Source organism: Acidocella sp. KAb 2-4 (assembly GCF_020567705.1).
Classification (GTDB): Bacteria; Pseudomonadota; Alphaproteobacteria; order Acetobacterales; family Acetobacteraceae; genus Acidocella.
The window spans coordinates 1-14,806 of sequence record NZ_JAJDJU010000003.1; the positions used below are offsets into that span (position 1 = coordinate 1).

21 protein-coding genes are annotated in these 14,806 nt (G+C 65.0%); 14 read left to right on the top strand and 7 right to left on the bottom strand.

Annotated features, from left to right (window positions below; all coding sequences use genetic code 11):
• The first annotated feature begins 235 nt into the window (after positions 1–235).
• Complete coding sequence (locus LI953_RS03070; RefSeq protein ID WP_227074560.1) at positions 236–1,141, top strand: DUF2726 domain-containing protein; 906 nt, start codon at positions 236–238, stop codon at positions 1,139–1,141.
• A gap of 90 nt (positions 1,142–1,231) precedes the next feature.
• Here LI953_RS03070 and LI953_RS03075 read toward each other — a convergent pair whose 3' ends face one another.
• Positions 1,232–1,948 (bottom strand): hypothetical protein, encoded by a 717-nt coding sequence (locus LI953_RS03075; RefSeq protein ID WP_227074561.1) that lies wholly within the window; start codon positions 1,946–1,948, stop codon positions 1,232–1,234.
• Positions 1,949–1,986: 38 nt separating this feature from the next.
• Between LI953_RS03075 and LI953_RS03080 the strand changes: the two genes are divergently transcribed.
• Genes LI953_RS03080 through LI953_RS03095 form a run of 4 tightly spaced genes read left to right on the top strand, consistent with a single transcriptional unit; the run spans position 1,987 to position 4,665 of the window.
• Positions 1,987–2,298 (top strand): HigA family addiction module antitoxin, encoded by a 312-nt coding sequence (locus LI953_RS03080; RefSeq protein ID WP_227074562.1) that lies wholly within the window; start codon positions 1,987–1,989, stop codon positions 2,296–2,298.
• The gene (locus LI953_RS03085; protein WP_227074563.1) at positions 2,298–2,732 is read left to right on the top strand and encodes a very short patch repair endonuclease; all 435 of its coding nucleotides are present in this window, start codon (positions 2,298–2,300) and stop codon (positions 2,730–2,732) included. Before LI953_RS03080 ends, LI953_RS03085 begins: the two co-directional genes overlap by 1 nt.
• Entirely contained in the window at positions 2,729–3,886 is a 1,158-nt protein-coding gene (locus tag LI953_RS03090) for a DNA cytosine methyltransferase (RefSeq protein ID WP_227074564.1), read from the top strand. Before LI953_RS03085 ends, LI953_RS03090 begins: the two co-directional genes overlap by 4 nt.
• Entirely contained in the window at positions 3,883–4,665 is a 783-nt protein-coding gene (locus tag LI953_RS03095) for a GIY-YIG nuclease family protein (protein ID WP_227074565.1), read from the top strand. The genes LI953_RS03090 and LI953_RS03095 overlap by 4 nt, the downstream gene beginning before the upstream one ends.
• A gap of 105 nt (positions 4,666–4,770) precedes the next feature.
• Here LI953_RS03095 and LI953_RS03100 read toward each other — a convergent pair whose 3' ends face one another.
• From LI953_RS03100 to LI953_RS03110, 3 genes are all read right to left on the bottom strand, one after another.
• Positions 4,771–5,139, bottom strand: a complete 369-nt coding sequence (locus LI953_RS03100; RefSeq protein WP_227074566.1) for a hypothetical protein — start codon at positions 5,137–5,139, stop codon at positions 4,771–4,773.
• A 115-nt stretch (positions 5,140–5,254) separates the two neighbouring features.
• On the bottom strand, positions 5,255–5,770 hold the full coding sequence (locus LI953_RS03105; protein WP_227074567.1) for a hypothetical protein: 516 nt from the start codon (positions 5,768–5,770) through the stop codon (positions 5,255–5,257).
• 109 nt (positions 5,771–5,879) lie between these two features.
• A complete protein-coding gene (locus LI953_RS03110) occupies positions 5,880–7,148 on the bottom strand; it encodes an AAA family ATPase (protein WP_227074568.1) in 1,269 nt (422 codons plus the stop codon).
• Between the two features lie 611 nt (positions 7,149–7,759).
• Here LI953_RS03110 and LI953_RS03115 point away from each other — a divergent pair.
• The 7 genes from LI953_RS03115 to LI953_RS03145 all read left to right on the top strand — a co-directional run bounded on the left by LI953_RS03115 (position 7,760) and on the right by LI953_RS03145 (position 12,148).
• Entirely contained in the window at positions 7,760–8,230 is a 471-nt protein-coding gene (locus LI953_RS03115) for a hypothetical protein (protein ID WP_227074569.1), read from the top strand.
• Positions 8,231–8,241: 11 nt separating this feature from the next.
• Positions 8,242–8,919, top strand: a complete 678-nt coding sequence (locus LI953_RS03120) for a hypothetical protein (RefSeq protein WP_227074570.1) — start codon at positions 8,242–8,244, stop codon at positions 8,917–8,919.
• A gap of 101 nt (positions 8,920–9,020) precedes the next feature.
• Positions 9,021–9,338 (top strand): hypothetical protein, encoded by a 318-nt coding sequence (locus LI953_RS03125; protein WP_227074571.1) that lies wholly within the window; start codon positions 9,021–9,023, stop codon positions 9,336–9,338.
• Positions 9,335–9,961: a hypothetical protein gene (locus LI953_RS03130; RefSeq protein WP_227074572.1), complete on the top strand. Its 627-nt coding sequence runs from the start codon at positions 9,335–9,337 to the stop codon at positions 9,959–9,961. Before LI953_RS03125 ends, LI953_RS03130 begins: the two co-directional genes overlap by 4 nt.
• A gap of 208 nt (positions 9,962–10,169) precedes the next feature.
• A complete protein-coding gene (locus LI953_RS03135; protein WP_227074573.1) occupies positions 10,170–10,442 on the top strand; it encodes a helix-turn-helix domain-containing protein in 273 nt (90 codons plus the stop codon).
• 126 nt (positions 10,443–10,568) lie between these two features.
• Positions 10,569–11,774: a site-specific integrase gene (locus LI953_RS03140; protein WP_227074574.1), complete on the top strand. Its 1,206-nt coding sequence runs from the start codon at positions 10,569–10,571 to the stop codon at positions 11,772–11,774.
• A 107-nt stretch (positions 11,775–11,881) separates the two neighbouring features.
• Positions 11,882–12,148 (top strand): hypothetical protein, encoded by a 267-nt coding sequence (locus tag LI953_RS03145; protein ID WP_227074575.1) that lies wholly within the window; start codon positions 11,882–11,884, stop codon positions 12,146–12,148.
• Between the two features lie 72 nt (positions 12,149–12,220).
• On the opposite strand, the gene LI953_RS03150 is transcribed toward LI953_RS03145, so the two are convergent.
• Positions 12,221–12,778, bottom strand: a complete 558-nt coding sequence (locus tag LI953_RS03150; RefSeq protein ID WP_227074576.1) for a hypothetical protein — start codon at positions 12,776–12,778, stop codon at positions 12,221–12,223.
• A 169-nt stretch (positions 12,779–12,947) separates the two neighbouring features.
• On the opposite strand from LI953_RS03150, the gene LI953_RS03155 reads away from it, so the two are divergent.
• Positions 12,948–13,097, top strand: a complete 150-nt coding sequence (locus tag LI953_RS03155; RefSeq protein ID WP_227074577.1) for a hypothetical protein — start codon at positions 12,948–12,950, stop codon at positions 13,095–13,097.
• Positions 13,098–13,190: 93 nt separating this feature from the next.
• Here the strand turns inward: LI953_RS03155 and LI953_RS03160 are convergent, their stop codons facing one another.
• Together LI953_RS03160 and LI953_RS03165 are read right to left on the bottom strand one after the other, a co-directional pair.
• Positions 13,191–13,691, bottom strand: a complete 501-nt coding sequence (locus LI953_RS03160) for a hypothetical protein (protein WP_227074578.1) — start codon at positions 13,689–13,691, stop codon at positions 13,191–13,193.
• The gene (locus tag LI953_RS03165) at positions 13,688–14,404 is read right to left on the bottom strand and encodes an EcsC family protein (protein WP_227074579.1); all 717 of its coding nucleotides are present in this window, start codon (positions 14,402–14,404) and stop codon (positions 13,688–13,690) included. The genes LI953_RS03160 and LI953_RS03165 overlap by 4 nt, the downstream gene beginning before the upstream one ends.
• A 127-nt stretch (positions 14,405–14,531) precedes the next feature.
• Between LI953_RS03165 and LI953_RS03170 the strand changes: the two genes are divergently transcribed.
• A complete protein-coding gene (locus LI953_RS03170) occupies positions 14,532–14,801 on the top strand; it encodes a helix-turn-helix domain-containing protein (protein ID WP_227074580.1) in 270 nt (89 codons plus the stop codon).
• Positions 14,802–14,806: the final 5 nt, after the last annotated feature.

Consider the following 14,806-nt stretch of genomic DNA (forward strand, 5'->3'; position numbering starts at 1 on the left):
CCGCCCGAGGGGATTGTGAGGGGAAGTTGGTGGGAAGACAGGGGGCAGAGATGCGTCAGGCCGCTGCGATCCCCGGCGATAGATGGTGGTCTGGCGGGGCGGCTGTACGATCCACACGTCTTCTTGCGATTCTTCGGCCTCTCGGCGAGTTGATTGCTGGAGTCGACACGGGCAGATGTGCTTGTATACTTGCCGCTTTCTTTTTTTCTGAACCAGCGATGGAGGAAGGGGTACAATGGCCGGCCTGAAACGCGTCATGAATCGACAGGAGGAGAAAGTCGGTCGCGAATTGCAAAGCCTTGCCGTCGAGCATGGATACAACGTCCATATCAAGATGAGAATCGCAGATGCCTTGGAGATCGATGGAAGTGGCATTGACGATTCTCTTTTCGGATACGCTCTGAAATCCCATTTTGATTTCTTGGTCTGTGGTGCAGACTACATCCCTCTCTTCGCTATCGAGTTTGATGGCCCGACTCATCTGGAGCCGAAGCAACGTGCACTGGACGCGAAGAAGGACGCGCTCTGCATCCGGTTCAATTTGCCGTTGCTGAGAATCAACACTAATCACCTACTCAAGAAGTATAACAAAGCGAGCTTGCTTAAGTGGATCATCTCGGCTTGGGAGTTGAAGAAGGCATTCGATTCAGCACAGGCCCTGGGTCAAATTCCGGCGGATGAAGACTTCGATCCAATCATGCTATGGCACCCAGGCAGAACGCTTGAAGAAGTTCACCCGCATTGGGTTGCCCTGCGCCCACGGCTCCACATCGAAAGGCTTCACAAGGAGGGACGATTGCCTACGGGGCGCTCTTGTTCCATCACGTTCACTGATGAGCGAGGAAATTACCGTGGCATTGAATGGATCGATGTCGCTCCTTGCCAGGTGGTCTGCGTTGAGAGTGGAATGCGGGAGCAGAATTTCCCGTTGTATCTCGGGGATCTATTTCGAGAAGTGCTCGCCACGTTGCTCTACGATAGGCTTCTTGATTTCCTGGAGATGGGGATAGGCGCGGTGGCGCCGGAAGTCGTGTCTTCGCGTCTTGAGAGGATGAAGGAGCGTTACCGTTTTCGCGGTAGTTCCACTTCATCAACATCCGTCAATTTTTCCCTGTCCCTGGATCAACTTCGGTGGTTCTGACGCCACAGCCACAACGGCCTGTCTATTAATCGCCACTTGGGAATTGTTGAACGGTCTCAAATGAAGCTGACAGAAAGAGATTGTGCAGAACTAGAATTCCCGCGTTTCAGAAGGCAGCTTCCCAACGTACCAGCCCGTGGACGGAAGGTCGTCGGACGTGAGCTTCGTGACAAGTTCGGCGCTTCTGCCGTCGGCGAGTTCGCATTCGGCGATGGCGTGAGTTTGGATGAACGGCCTCACGCCAAAGCATTTGACGATTGCAGGCTGACCGCGCCACTGCAACTGGCCAGCCTCGTCCAGGATGGACAACTCCACTGCCCGGGCAATGGTCATCGGGGCGAGGCGACCCTCCCGTTCCTCATGGAGTACGAAATCATCTACCCCAGGGGCCCGCACGGCGAAGCCCAGGGCCGGCAGGAAATCCCAGGCCATGTCCGTCACCGTGTGGCGGTTGGCTTCCCAGCCAATGACCACGTGGGCGGCGACGGGCCGGTCTGGAGCCTCCAGCAGGGGCATGTCCACTACCTCGGCGACCATGGCGGCGGCGGGCGCGGCGCCGTCCTTGAGATTCTCTTCGGCGGCGGAAATTTCCGCCGCGCGTTCGGCGTCGATCTCGGTGAGCTTCCACGAGCGGCGCAAGGTGCCGATCTGGTGGCGGGTGCCGGCGATGACCAGTGAGGCCGGCCGACGGTCCAGGATGTAGAGTTGAACGCCCATGTGGCTCTTGTACTCCATCGTGATGAGGATTTCATGATGCGGCGTGCCGATCTGGCGTATGATATGCAAGTGGAAAGCGTCGCTTTCCACTTGACGTAAAATCGGGGGTGGGTGCTAGGAGCTTTGGCATGAACGCGGCGGTGCATCCAGGTCAATTCTTGCGCGTCGAGGTTGTGGACCGCCACGGCCTCACGGTCGGCGAGGCCGCCGACGTGCTCGGCGTGACCCGCCAGGCCCTTTCGGCGGTGCTGAACGGCCGCGCCTCCCTGACGCCGGACATGGCGCTGCGCTTCGAGAAGGCGTTTGGCACCCCGCTGGACCACCTGCTGATGATGCAGACCCAGCACGACATCGCTCTCACGCGCTCCCGCGCGACCGATCTCCGTGTTTCGGCCTTTCGGCCGAAGCAGCCCCCGCCGCCGCAGCCGAATCTGCTATGATGGCGGCCCCAAAAACATCTCCGGACACGCTGACGCCCGCCGAGCGAAGCGCGCGAATGGCGCTGGTGCGCAACAAGGACACCAAGCCGGAGCTGCTGGTCCGGCGCCTCGTTCACGGCATGGGCTACAGGTACCGCCTGCACGCCGCTGATCTGCCCGGCCACCCCGATCTGGTCTTCCGCCCGCGCCGCAAGGTCATCTTCGTGCACGGCTGCTTCTGGCACCGGCATGATGACCCGGATTGCAAGCTCGCCCGGCTTCCGCGCTCGCGCGCGGAGTTCTGGCTGCCCAAGCTGGAGGGTAACCGCGCCCGGGATCAGCGGGTGGCCAGAGAGCTTGAGGGCAAGGGCTGGAAGGTGCTCACCATTTGGGAGTGCCAGACGAAATCAAAAGCCTCCTTGGAGGCAAGAATAAGGGAGTTTCTGGAGGCATGAAATCGGTCGAGCTTTTCGCCGGGGCCGGCGGCCTTGGCATGGGCCTGCACGAGGCGGGCTTCCACCCGGAGCGCGTCATCGAATGGGACAACGACGCCTGCGACACCCTGCGCGAGAACCAAGCCCGCGGTCAGGGCTTGGTGCGCGATTGGCCGCTGGTCGAGGGGGACGTGCGCGACGTGCTCTTCACGGAGCTTGAGGGCAAGGTCGATCTGGTCTCGGGCGGCCCGCCCTGCCAGCCCTTCTCCCTGGGTGGGAAGCACAAGGCGCATGGTGACTTGCGCGACATGTTCCCCGAGGCGATCCGCGCCGTGCGCGAGGCCCGCCCCAAGGCCTTCGTGTTCGAGAACGTGAAGGGGCTGACGCGCGCGGCCTTCAGGAATTATTTCGAGTACATCCGCCTGCAGTTGGAGCACCCCGAGCTGAAGGCGAAGCGGGATGAGGATTGGGCGGATCACCTCGCCCGCCTGGAAAAGCACCACACGCGCGGGCGCAGGAGCGGCCTGCACTATCAGGTGGTGACGCGCGTCTTGAACGCCGCCAACCACGGCGTGCCGCAGAAGCGCGAGCGTGTTGTCTTCGTCGGGTTCAGGGATGACCTCCATGTCTCGTGGAGCTTTCCGGACCAGACGCATTCCCTGGAGGCGCTGCTCTGGGACCAGATGCACGGCGATTATTGGGACAGGCACCAAGTGGCGCGCCGGGAGAGGGTTTTGTCCGATCGCCTGACGCCGCGCGCCAAGGCCCTCAAGGAGAAGCCCGCCACCGCCGCCTGGCGCACGGTTCGCGACGCGATCGCCGATCTTCCCAACCCGGAGAACCGGAAGGCGGCGGGCAAGGTGCCCAATCACAATTTCCAGGCCGGCGCGCGGTCTTATGCCGGGCATACCGGCAGCCCATACGACGAGCCGGCCAAGACCTTGAAGGCCGGGGTGCACGGTGTGCCCGGCGGCGAGAACATGCTGGCGCGGTCGGACGGCACGGTGCGCTACTTCACCGTGCGCGAGAGCGCGCGGCTCCAGACCTTCCCCGACGATTTCGTCTTCCACGGCTCTTGGACCGAGAGCATGCGCCAGATCGGCAACGCCGTGCCGGTGCTGATGGCCAAGGTGATCGGCGAGAACGTCGCCAGCCTGCTGAGGGCGCGCGCGTGAGCCCGTTCGAGGAAGCCGCGCCCGTGGCGCCGGGATACAAGGATTTCGAGTTCGATCTGCCGGGCGCCTTGCTGGACCATCTGGTGCGGGCGCTGGATGGCATGAGTGCCGCGATGCTCAGCGCGGAGAGCATACGAGCGGTGCCCGAGGTCCAGGGTGTTTACCAGCTCTTCCTCGATGGAGAGCTGGTCTACATCGGCAAGACCGACGCGGAATCAGGATTGCATCAGCGCCTGGCCAGACACTCCCGCAAGATTCACCACCGCAAGGGGCTTGATCCGGCGCGGGTGACATTCAAGGCGATCCGCATCTTCGTCTTCACCGCCATGGACCTGGAGACCCAGCTCATCAAGCATTATGGCGGCGTGAAGGGCACCAAGTGGAACGGAAGCGGGTTCGGCGCCAATGACCCGGGGCGGAACCGCGATTACTCCAAGCCCGGCGAATTCGACCAGGAATTCCCGATCGACATCGATTGCGAGCTGGGAGAGGATTTCTCCGGCCAACAAACGGCGGCGGCGGTCGTCGCGAAGTTGAAGACCCTTCTGCCGTATACGTTTCGCTTCGAGACGCAGGCGCGGTCGCGGGTCCCGCATGCGGACCTGCTGGACACGAAGGTCACCATCTCGCCCGGGCCGATGACGGCGCGGAGGCTGATCGAGGAATTGGTGCGCCAGCTTCCACCGGGCTGGCAGGCCACGGCCTTGTCAGCGCTGTTGATCTTGTACAAGGAGCAAGAGGACAAATATCCGCGGGCGACGATCCTGGCTCGTTCCTGATCCGCATATCCACGGCCCTGGCGTAAAAAAGCCCCTGGCGATTAAGCCAGGGGCACCGAGCCGGATTGTCCAGCCGCACGGGGCGGCAAGGCATGCGGCTACACCTTAGTCAACATCCTCCTGCTCGCGGGGCTCGGCCGTAGCAGATTCATCTGTAGCCAGGCGCCACTTTTCTTCGGCATAGGCGACCCGGCCGTTCCTCTTCATTCTGTCGAGCGTGCCGCTGAGGCTGCCCGTTGTGACCGGTGAATGGCCGTCCCGCGCCAGCACCGAAGCGATCTGGCCCCGGCCCATGGGCCCCTGAGCCAGCAGAATGCTCTCGATCCTGTCCGGGATGGGGATGCGGCGGTGCACAACCATCGTCCCGCGGGCGGAAAGGTCTGCCTCCATGATGGCCAGGAGTCGGGTTGCGTCCGCGATCAGCCGATGCAGCGCGTATTTGAGGGCAGTGTCACGTGAAACTCGTCTTCCCATTTGGCTTCGTCCTGGGTTTGATTTGAAAGGCGGGTGCCGCGGGCACCCGGATTGGCGCACCGGAACCATCCGGTGCGCCCCGCCGATGTATCGGCCCGCCACCAGCGGCACGGGCCTAATGAATCGTGCGTGCGAGCCTCGCAGGCTGACCGAAGCCGAAGTCCTCATCTTCGTCACCGAGATCATCGTCATCGACGATGGCCCAGCCGCCCCGCCCGCCCTGAATCCTCTCCTCCATGTGCAGATACCATAGGGCGTTTTCCACGTCGGTCTCAGAGAGTGCCCCAAATTCGGAGAGACCGCAGAGGTCGATGATCTGCGTGGCGGCTAGCGGCCCCTTCACCCGCAGCAGGTTCAGAACGTGCGCCTGGGTAACTTCCAGGCACGCTTTCCTCTCCATGCCCGTGATCTTATCGGGCTGCTTCCTGGGCAGCAGCCCGAGGACTCCTTTCAGCGCCCGGGCCAGCGTGCGCTCTTTCCCCTGGTATTTATTGCGCTCGGCGCTGATCCGTAGGACGACCTCCGAGAGGTTATCCGCTGGGGGAATCCCTACCTTCTGGGCTATCGAATTCGCCATGGCCAGGATGACCAGGTCTTCTTTCGACCAATTGTCCGGCTTGTTGTCAGACATGTGATTTCCCTCAATGGTTTTCAGGCGGCCGCGCCCACCCGGGGCGCGACCTGTATCGCCGCATGCGCTAGTTGCTGCCGCATGCAGCCCCAATCGGCTACCCTTGCGGCTAGCCGGTGAGCGCCCGCAGGCTGGGCGCGCGGCCGGCACCGACCGCGTTGTCGATGCGCTTCAGCGTGATCGAGGTGCCGGGGACCTTCTCGTAATTCGCCTTCAGCATGGAGAAGGTCAGAAAGTCCCGGGCGGTGCAGTCTTCGTGAAGCGGCACCACCTTATCCGCTTCCTTCGTGGACAGCTCTTCCACCCCGAACATGACCCTCACCGCCCCGGCCATGGAGCCGGCGCCGCGACCGTTGAACATGGTCAGGTTGCCCTTGGAGTCCTTGGTGACGTGGTGGGTGATCAGAATCGCGCACCGATTGTTGTGAGCGAGGTCGCGGAACGCGCTGAAGACCGCGTGCATTTCGCCGTTGTCAGATTCCGGTGCGGCGTGGATTTCCACCAGCGGATCGAAGATCACCAGCCTGGCGCAGTGATCCCGGATGGCGTCGCGCAGTTCCTCGCCGACGTCGGACAGCTCCTGCCCACCGTTTTCGGCCTTCTTCAGCAGCGGCCCGCCGCGCCTGAAGCTGGCGACGACAAGGTTCCGGTTCACCGTGGCCTCGTCGGCGCCCAGCTCGCGGCAGGCGGCATACAGCCGCCGGGCGATCTGCTTGGCCGGGTCTTCCGGGGTGTAGATGAGCACCTTCTGCGGCCCCGGCACGTTGAGTCCCGCGAACGGGCGGCCGCCAGCGGCGGCCACGCCCATATGGAGGGCGGCGGCGCTCTTGCCGATTCCCGGCACGCCGATGAGCTTGGCCAGCAGCCCCGGCTCCAGCGGGCCGATCACCGGGTCATCCGGCTGGTGGATGATGTCGGCGAAGCCAGAAAGGCTGGTCAGTATCAGGTTCCGCGAAGCGGGCGGGATGCCCTGGCCGCTTTCTCCACCCGTCTCCGGCACAGCCTCGCCGGTGTCGCCCGCCTGCGCGGGGCCGTTTGCCAGCGGCGGCGCCACCGGCAGCCGCGAGGGTGCCGGCGCCCCGTCATGGGTGGCCGGGTAGGCACGCCGCTCGTGGCGGTTGGCGGGCTGACCGGCCTCGCCCTGATCCGCGCCCAGCGGCTGGGCGGCGTCTGCCGCATTCGTCGAGGCGCTGGCCAGCAGCGCCCCCCTCAGGCTGGAGCCCTCGGCCCCGGCCAGCTCGGCGCCGCTTGCGCCTTCCTGGCCCTTGTCTTCCTCGCCCCTAGCGTCGGGGGCTTCCATCGCCGGCATGGCCGGCTCCTTCGCGCCGCCGCTGGCGGCATCGTCCGTGTCTTTGAAGTCGTCGGGGTTGAAATCCAACCGCGCAGTCTCCTTGGTCTTGATCTGTCCGCTGCTGAGTCGGCCGCCACGAAGGCGGGCGCGAAGTCAGCCGGTGAGTATTAGCCAAGGTGAGGTCATGTGCGCCATCCCATGGTGTACCTGGCGTTGGCGGTCGAGATCGGCCTCGAGGCCCCGTCCACGAGGCTCTTTTGCACCGACAAGAAGCATTGCTGATTTTGCGTGTCTAGCATGCAAAAATGAGAAGCCGGAGCTGCCAAGCAAGGCCGCGGCAGGCAGGCGCGCGCAATGAATGACCCAGCCCCTTTGGGGGCTGGGTCATTCATGTCGACAATTGCCATCTGGCCCAGGTTTGTCTCGTGACCTTCAAGTTGTGCCCGTTTCGTTCCAGATGGTACTCTTGGTTGGCGAACAACCGTGCCCAGGCCCACCTGAGCTTTGGCGGCCTCGGCGGCGAAACGGCACGCCGGCCTGGGCGATGGCATGTCACTGTGGGGGTGGGGGCCTCAAAGCCCCCACCCCCACAGTGACATGTTGCCCGCACTTTTTTGCCTAAGTTGAGATCGCTTCGTCTTCCCCGGTCTCCGACCGTCGAAGGCTGGCGGTGGGTTGGAACGGAAGGGTCAGGCGCCTTGAAGCGCCTGACCCTTCCGTTCTTCCTCTGCACCACCCATGGCGCGGCGGCATCCAGGCTGGAGCGCATGTCATGGTCTCGCCCGCGCCGTGCGGGCAGCAACCCCAACCCGGCGCGAGACGGCCAGCCCTCTGAGGGGCTGGCCGCATCGCGCCTTGGAGACCATTACATGACCCAAACCTTCCCCCAGGCCGAGGCGCTGGAGGCGCTCCTGCGGCGCCATGCCACCGGGCGCGATTTACCCCGTCACACGCCGCATGTCCGGCTCGCCGATGCCCTGGCCAGCGGCCATGATCCATTGCTCCTGATCGAATACTTCCGCGATCTCGACGTGAAGATCGCCAACCTCGAAGACCTGCTCGCCGCCTGCGCCGACCCCGGCGAGGAGGAAGTCCAAGCCTATCGCGTCGAGGAAGGCATCGCCGTCTTCCTCGTAACGGATGGGCAATGGGCGGTCTTCACGCGATGACGGCAGCCAGCATGGCAACCGGCACCAGCCAGGCCGGCGGCAACGCCACGGGACGGCGCCTCAACCGCGACATTGTCGCGTGGCACACCACCAGCGCCGGGCGCAATGTCGCCCTCGCAACCATCGACCTGATCCCGGGCCGGCCGTTGCGCTTGTGGGGTGCGGCGGTCGAGATCGCGGATGGCGGCGTATTCATCCGCCTCGCCATCTCCGGCCCGTTCGACGGCTGGAACGTTGCCCAGCTCCTCGCCGTGGCGCTGGCAAGGTTCGAGGCGGAGCTGGCGCATTCCGGCGCGCCAGCCTTGGCCGAGATTGTGCATCACCTTGAACACGCCGCCGCCGTACACCGCGAACCCCAGGAGAGAGACACCGTGCCGCCGGTCTCCTTCGAGCCTGCTCAACCGGGCGGGGTGGCCTCACCATTCCCATGGACCGTGGCCAGGGCAGGGCTTTTCTCGATTCCACTCTGTCCCGACCCTGAGGCAAGACAGCGCGGCGTCACACCGGAGCAGCTCTTGGCCGTGGTCGAGCTGGCATTGACCAGTTGGCTGCCGGTCACGCCGTGGAGGAGAAGCTGCTGGGAGGCGCGCCGTGCGGTGCGTGCGGCGCTGGCGCTGGAGGCAGAGCGGGCAAAGGCGCGGTGGGCCGCGCACGTGGCCGCGGCAGACGGGGAGCCCGACCGTATGTGATGCCATCGCCCGCGCCGACCCAGGCCCGGGCATCCCATCCACCGCCAACCAGCGCGCGGCCCCGCCCTCACAGGCGGGGCTGCGTGCGTCTGGAGCATCACATGGACGAAACGAAAACCGAGACGCTGGCGGAGTTGCTGCGGCGATACTCCGACGTCGAAAGATTGAGCGAGGTGCAGCGCGTTAACTTCGCCGACGCCGTGCGCACCGGCGACGATCCGCTGCGCGTCATTGCCTACCTCGCCACCCTCGGCATCAAGGTGAAGACGCCGGCCGACCTGTTCCGCCTCAACGACGACGACAACGAGGAGGAGCTAGTCTGCTTCTGGATTCCCGAGGGCGTGGCGGCAACGATCAACAGCGATGATTCCTGGCTGGTGTTCGAGGTCGACCGCGCGGAAGGGAGCGCGCGGGCATGATCGACCTCGACGAGAAATCCATCGTCGCCGCGCGCCGCACGGCCGACGGCGAGCGCTTCGCCCTGTTCAGCAACGCCGACGTGTTGCCGTTCTGGGCGCAGAAATTCTGGACAGTCGCGCTCGACACCGGCGGCGACGGCTTCGGCCTGCCGGTGCGCTACGGCACGGTCTGCTCCGCCCCGGTGGGCTGGACCCTGCGCCAGTTGATCCTCGTGGCGCAGGCGCGCGCGGCGCTGGAATATGCGCGGGTGCCGGAGGGCGGCGCGCTCGCCGTGCTGGAGGCGCTGGGCAAGGCGGTCAGGCAGATGCAGGCGGGCGAGCCGCTCGGCGCCGGGGTGGAATTCTGCCCCGGCGGCGTGGCCTCACCCTACCGCTGGACCAAGGCGCGGTGCGGCGATCTGTCGATCGAGCTCTGCCCCGATCCGGAGAGCCGTGACGAGGGCATCGTGCCCGAGCAAATCCTCATCGTTGCCGACGAGGCGCTGCGGGACTGGACGGAGCGGGCGCCATACATCTCCCGGCTCTGGACCTGCCGCAACGCCGTGCGCGAGGCCCTGGCCGCCGAGATACGCCGCGTGCGGATCGCGCGCATGGCGACGGGTGAATCCGGAGAAGGTGGATAGGGCTGGGGGCAGGCAGACCGGCGGGGCGCGCGGGTTGATCGCCAACGCGTCTTGAAGGTTTTGAACCTTCAAGCGCGGCCCTGCCATCTTCTTCGCCGGTCAACGCGGACCGGCAATGGCCTTTGGCGCCAAAGTTGGGTCGTCGAACACCTCCATGGACGAGCCGGGGCAAGCGTGCCTCCGGCGTCCGACATGGAGACAGTTCGACATGGCCAAGCACATGACCACCACCGCCGAGACTGGCGACAGCACCGCAAACACTACCACCACCGAGATAGTCGAGTTCCCGACGCCGACGAAGCTGCTCACCGCCAACGAGGTGGGAGAGCTGCTCGGCGTTCCGCCGGAGGCGCTGGAGCGCTGGCGCGGCAACGGCTCTGGCCTCCCCTTCATCAGGCTCTCCGGCCGGTACATCCGCTACCGGCCGGAAGACTTGGCAGACTTCATCCAGAGCTCCCGCCGCAACAGCACCGCCGGGTAGGCATCGTCCGTCTGCCGCTCTCGGCCCAGCGCCGGGAGCGGTACGTCCACCTGGGCAGATGCCCCCCATGCCCATCCACCCCATCCATCTATCCATCCAGCCAGCCAGCCAATGGAAAGGAACCCCATGGCCGCGACCACCATCACCCGCAGCCTCGTGCAGAGGCTGCCGCCCCTTGCGGAAGGTGCAGCCAAGCAGCGCATCTTCGACGATCGGCTGGTCGGCTTCATCGCCGAGCAGAGACGCAGCACCGTCACCTTCTACTTCCGGTATAAGGACGCGCGCGGGCGCCAGCATGAAGTCCGGCTGGGCCGCCTCGGCGACGTCACCGTCGACCAGGCCCGCAGGCGGGCGGAGCAGCTGAAGGCCGGGGTCAGCCTGGGCGGCGACCCGGTGGCCGAGAAGGCGAAGCAGAAGGCAATCCCGACCGTGGAGGAATTCGCCAGGGAGAGATATCTCCCGCACGTGCAGGAGCGCCAGCGCGCGGCGCACAACGTCGAGGCCTATCTGCGCCTGCGCATCCTGCCCGCCATCGGCAGGAAGGCGCTGGACGAGGTGACCCAGCAGGACGTGGCCGATCTCCGGCGCAGGCTGGTGGCCGAAGGTCTGGCCAACGGCACGTGCAACCGGCACCTCGCCACCCTGCGCGCCATGTTCAACCAGGCCCTGAAATGGGAGCTGTATCAGGGGCGGAATCCTGCCAGCTCGCCCGGCATGCTGCGCGAGCAGCACCGCGACAAATATCTCGGCCCCGGCGAGACGCAGGCGCTGGTCAGGGCCCTGGACGCGGACAAGGACGAGACCGCCGCCGCCGTGCTGGCGCTGCTGATCGTCACCGGCGCGCGCCGGGGCGAGGTGCTGAACGCGAAATGGGAGAACGTGGATTTCGATCGCGGGCTGCTGACCGTGCCCCGGTCCAAATCCGGCCGCACGCGGCACATCCCGCTCTCGCCGGTGGCGCGGGGCATCCTGCTGCGCCAGTTCGCCAAGCGCTCCATCCACCCGGACAACCCGCACGTGTTCCCCAGCGCCCGCCGGCAGGGCAGGCCGGTGGAGGGCGTGCGCGGCGCCTGGGTCCGGGCGAAGAAGGCGGCGGGCCTGCCGGCCGATCTGCGCATCCACGATCTGCGGCACAACTTCGCCTCGGCGCTGGCCAACGCCGGCACGCCGCTGAACGAGATCGGCACGGTGCTGGGCCACACCCAGCTCGCCACCACCCTGCGCTACGCCCATCACGCCCCGCAGCGGCTGATCGACACCGCCACCGTCGCCTCAAGGGCCTGGAACCTGCTGCCGGAGGCCAAGAAGGCCGAGGCAAAGGACGCGGCGTAGGCCAAGCGGACTGGCACCATCACCACCGCGACCAGCACGAAGACGGGGAAGGCGCCGAAGCGCCTTCCCCGATCCGCCACCAAATCAAAAACTTGAAAGGAGCCACCATGCAGAACGAGAAGAACCAGCTCGCCGCTACCGAGATCGCGCCGCAGCACCCTGAGCAGAAGCCAGCCCCAGGAAGCAGGAAGCGCGGCCTCTGGAACCGCCTGCCAGCCGCGGTGAAGATCATCCTCACCCTGCCGGTGGTGATGGCGCTGCTGGGTGCCGAGGTCGAGCTGCGCCTGGCGCCCCAGCTCGACCTCGTCCTCACCGCCGTCGGCGTCTGTGCCATGTGGGCGTGGTTGTCCGGCGTACCGGCAGCGATGGGGTGAATGCTGGAAATTTCGAAGGTACGCTGGGTGGAAATGCCCAGCGAAATAATGCGGTGGTGCGATGGGAGCGGATCATGGGGCAAGGCCAAGCGCGACCAATGCTGGACGCATCATCGGGTCGGCCTGTGCCGGCGTTATACCCTGGGTCTTGAGCGCGGCGATAAGGCCCGCTCTTCCGCCATAGGCGCGCTGAGCGCGGGCGATGAGGTCCGTCGCCAAATCACGTACGATGGGAACTTGCATGGGTGTGGGGCTTTTGAACACGTCGTTCGGTGCCCACAAGCTGGTGCAGACATTGTGGTGGTAGAGGATGACATCACGAAACCCATAAACCGGCACCATCACGGGCTTGTTGATATTGGGCGCGTCGATGAACACCATGGCCGGCCCAGCTACGAGCATATACGTGCCCTCGGGCCGCTCGGTCTGGGCATAAATCCAGAATGGCGCGTGCGAAGGTTGAGGGCAGGCGGTAACCAAGTCTGATGGGGCCTGGGCAAAAGCGATCTGCGCCGGGGAGAAAATAAGGCCCAGAACGGGGGCGATGGGTCTAGTCAGGACCTGGGCCTGGGTGCAAAGAGGCAGGGCGGCAAGCGCCACAGCGCAAAGATTTTTCAGCAGTCGGGTCATTATTTTCTGCTCTTCACCAACGCGTGGAGTGGGCCTCATCCACCAGTTTATCCTGCGGTAGCTCAAATGTGCTCTTACGAAATAAGGAAACACGCTACCTCCGAGACTGAATTACAAGAAATGATCCTCCTTTTGCAACGTTCTGGTCAAGTATGATGGGTGTAGGTGCGTGCGAGAGGATCACCTCTCGGTAGTGACGGCGCTGCTGGACGACGAGGTCGAACTGCGCCTCGCGCCCCAGCTCGACCGCGTCCTCACCGCCGTCGGAATCTGTGCCGTGTGGGCTTGGCTCTCCTGCGGGCCGTCTTCTGCGGCATGAGTCAGCCAAGAGAAATGGCACGATGAGCGGAAATGCCCATCGTGCCATCGAACTTTTTTCCGCGAGCTTCCTACCGCACATTGTGGGTCGAGATCACGACGCCGCTCCGATCGCCGTTATAGGCGCAGGGGGAGTTCCCGCTACCTCGGCCTTGAGGGCCTTGAGAACGCGCCACTGCAGGACGATCTCCACCGGGACGATGACAAAGCCGGCCAAGGAGCAGACGATGCTCCCGACGAGGTACGTCACGACCCACGCCATGCCGCTGGCGAAGATCGTCAACCGGGTGACGCCCAGCAGGCCGTCGAGCAACCAGCGGAACCCGAAGAAGCCCCAGCCCAGGACCATCAGTATGACGATGGTGTTGCCCGGCGTGTTGGTGAGCATGTTCACGGCGGCGATCAGGTACGCGACGGCGAAGATGCTATTGATGATGAGGCGCCGCTTCGTCTTGGTGATGCGCGTCTCCAGGGCGGCGGTGTAGCAGGGCTCGCAGGACGGCGGCTGGTGCTTCCCCTGGCACGTTCCGCACAGCCCGCGTCCGCAGGCGCAGGTCGCCACCGAGATGGCGTCCGGGTGTTCGTAGCAATTCATGCCGTCTCTCCCTCAATGATCTCGCCGCCATCCCCGCCCTCGTCCCCGTGCGGTGGCGGCCCTTCCTTCAGCCACGCGATCGCGGTCTTCCCGATCTGGCGGGTGACGACGGCGTTGACGCCGCCGCCGACCAAGCCGCCGAGGACCGGCACGATCTTGGTCAGGTTGACCACGCCGGTGCTGCCCGCCTTCGTCACCAGCCTGGCACTGACCGCACTGTTGATCTTCTTCAGCATTGCGCCGGAGACGCGCTTGTTGATCGTGCCCATGGCGATCTTGGTCGTAGTCTTGATGCCGAGGTCGCGGGTGAGCTCCCCCGCAGCGGAGCCGAGCAGGCTGAGGTAGCCCATCGTTCGGAATTGATCGGAGCGCACATCCCAACCGAAGAGCAAGCCGATGACGGCCACCATACGGAGCTGTAGGTAGGCGACAGAGAGAAAGTCGGCCGGGATCGTGAGGGGCATCGCGGCGAAGCCGGGGAGCCCCAGGGCGAAGCCGGCGGCGCCGGCCTTCGCGGTCTGCCAGCCGATGAAGTTCTCGGCGCACTCCTCCGCCGTCTTCCCCGAGTGCCTGTACTCGTCGGCCAGCTCGAAGCAGGACTTCTCGGGGTTCAGCTGGGAATCGCCGAGCACGATCTCGTTCCAGATTGTGTCCAGCATCTGCGTCACGCGGCCGGCCTCTCCCGCCGGCGCCGTCGTCTCGGTCCCGTCCATGCTTCAGCCTCCTGCTCGGCGGCTGGAAGCCGCCACCCTGTTGCCACGCCCGGCGAGACCGGAACGCTCTCATTCAGTGTAATTTATTACATGGATTACACGTCCGCAAGCTGCCCTGCATCTGCGGATGAATGTGCAGGCGCGCGTGGCGAGGAACATCAGGCGGCTGAGGGTGGGCAAAAAGCTCTCGCAGGACGCCTTCGCGGCGGACACGGGGATCGACCGCGCCTACGTGAGCAGGCTGGAGAGCGGCCAGGAGAACCCGACCATCCTCCTGCTGGAGCGGATCGCCTCGGCCCTGGAGGTCGAGGTCGAAGAGCTCTTCAGGAAGCCGGAGCTGGGCGAGAAGGAGCCGATGACCCTCCGCAGCGGCAGGAAGCCGGGCAAGCCGGCGTGACTCAT

Excerpts from the sequence above, each read along its gene's own strand:
- LI953_RS03135 (WP_227074573.1), top strand. The coding sequence starts at position 10,170 with ATGGCCAAGCACATGACCACCACCGCCGAGACTGGCGACAGCACCGCA.
- LI953_RS03080 (WP_227074562.1), top strand. The coding sequence starts at position 1,987 with ATGAACGCGGCGGTGCATCCAGGTCAATTCTTGCGCGTCGAGGTTGTG.
- LI953_RS03130 (WP_227074572.1), top strand. The coding sequence starts at position 9,335 with ATGATCGACCTCGACGAGAAATCCATCGTCGCCGCGCGCCGCACGGCC.
- LI953_RS03085 (WP_227074563.1), top strand. The coding sequence starts at position 2,298 with ATGGCGGCCCCAAAAACATCTCCGGACACGCTGACGCCCGCCGAGCGA.
- LI953_RS03170 (WP_227074580.1), top strand. The coding sequence starts at position 14,532 with ATGAATGTGCAGGCGCGCGTGGCGAGGAACATCAGGCGGCTGAGGGTG.
- LI953_RS03150 (WP_227074576.1), bottom strand. The coding sequence starts at position 12,778 with ATGACCCGACTGCTGAAAAATCTTTGCGCTGTGGCGCTTGCCGCCCTG.
- LI953_RS03105 (WP_227074567.1), bottom strand. The coding sequence starts at position 5,770 with ATGTCTGACAACAAGCCGGACAATTGGTCGAAAGAAGACCTGGTCATC.
- LI953_RS03145 (WP_227074575.1), top strand. The coding sequence starts at position 11,882 with ATGCAGAACGAGAAGAACCAGCTCGCCGCTACCGAGATCGCGCCGCAG.
- LI953_RS03165 (WP_227074579.1), bottom strand. The coding sequence starts at position 14,404 with ATGGACGGGACCGAGACGACGGCGCCGGCGGGAGAGGCCGGCCGCGTG.
- LI953_RS03070 (WP_227074560.1), top strand. The coding sequence starts at position 236 with ATGGCCGGCCTGAAACGCGTCATGAATCGACAGGAGGAGAAAGTCGGT.
- LI953_RS03160 (WP_227074578.1), bottom strand. The coding sequence starts at position 13,691 with ATGAATTGCTACGAACACCCGGACGCCATCTCGGTGGCGACCTGCGCC.
- LI953_RS03090 (WP_227074564.1), top strand. The coding sequence starts at position 2,729 with ATGAAATCGGTCGAGCTTTTCGCCGGGGCCGGCGGCCTTGGCATGGGC.
- LI953_RS03140 (WP_227074574.1), top strand. The coding sequence starts at position 10,569 with ATGGCCGCGACCACCATCACCCGCAGCCTCGTGCAGAGGCTGCCGCCC.
- LI953_RS03100 (WP_227074566.1), bottom strand. The coding sequence starts at position 5,139 with ATGGGAAGACGAGTTTCACGTGACACTGCCCTCAAATACGCGCTGCAT.
- LI953_RS03125 (WP_227074571.1), top strand. The coding sequence starts at position 9,021 with ATGGACGAAACGAAAACCGAGACGCTGGCGGAGTTGCTGCGGCGATAC.
- LI953_RS03120 (WP_227074570.1), top strand. The coding sequence starts at position 8,242 with ATGGCAACCGGCACCAGCCAGGCCGGCGGCAACGCCACGGGACGGCGC.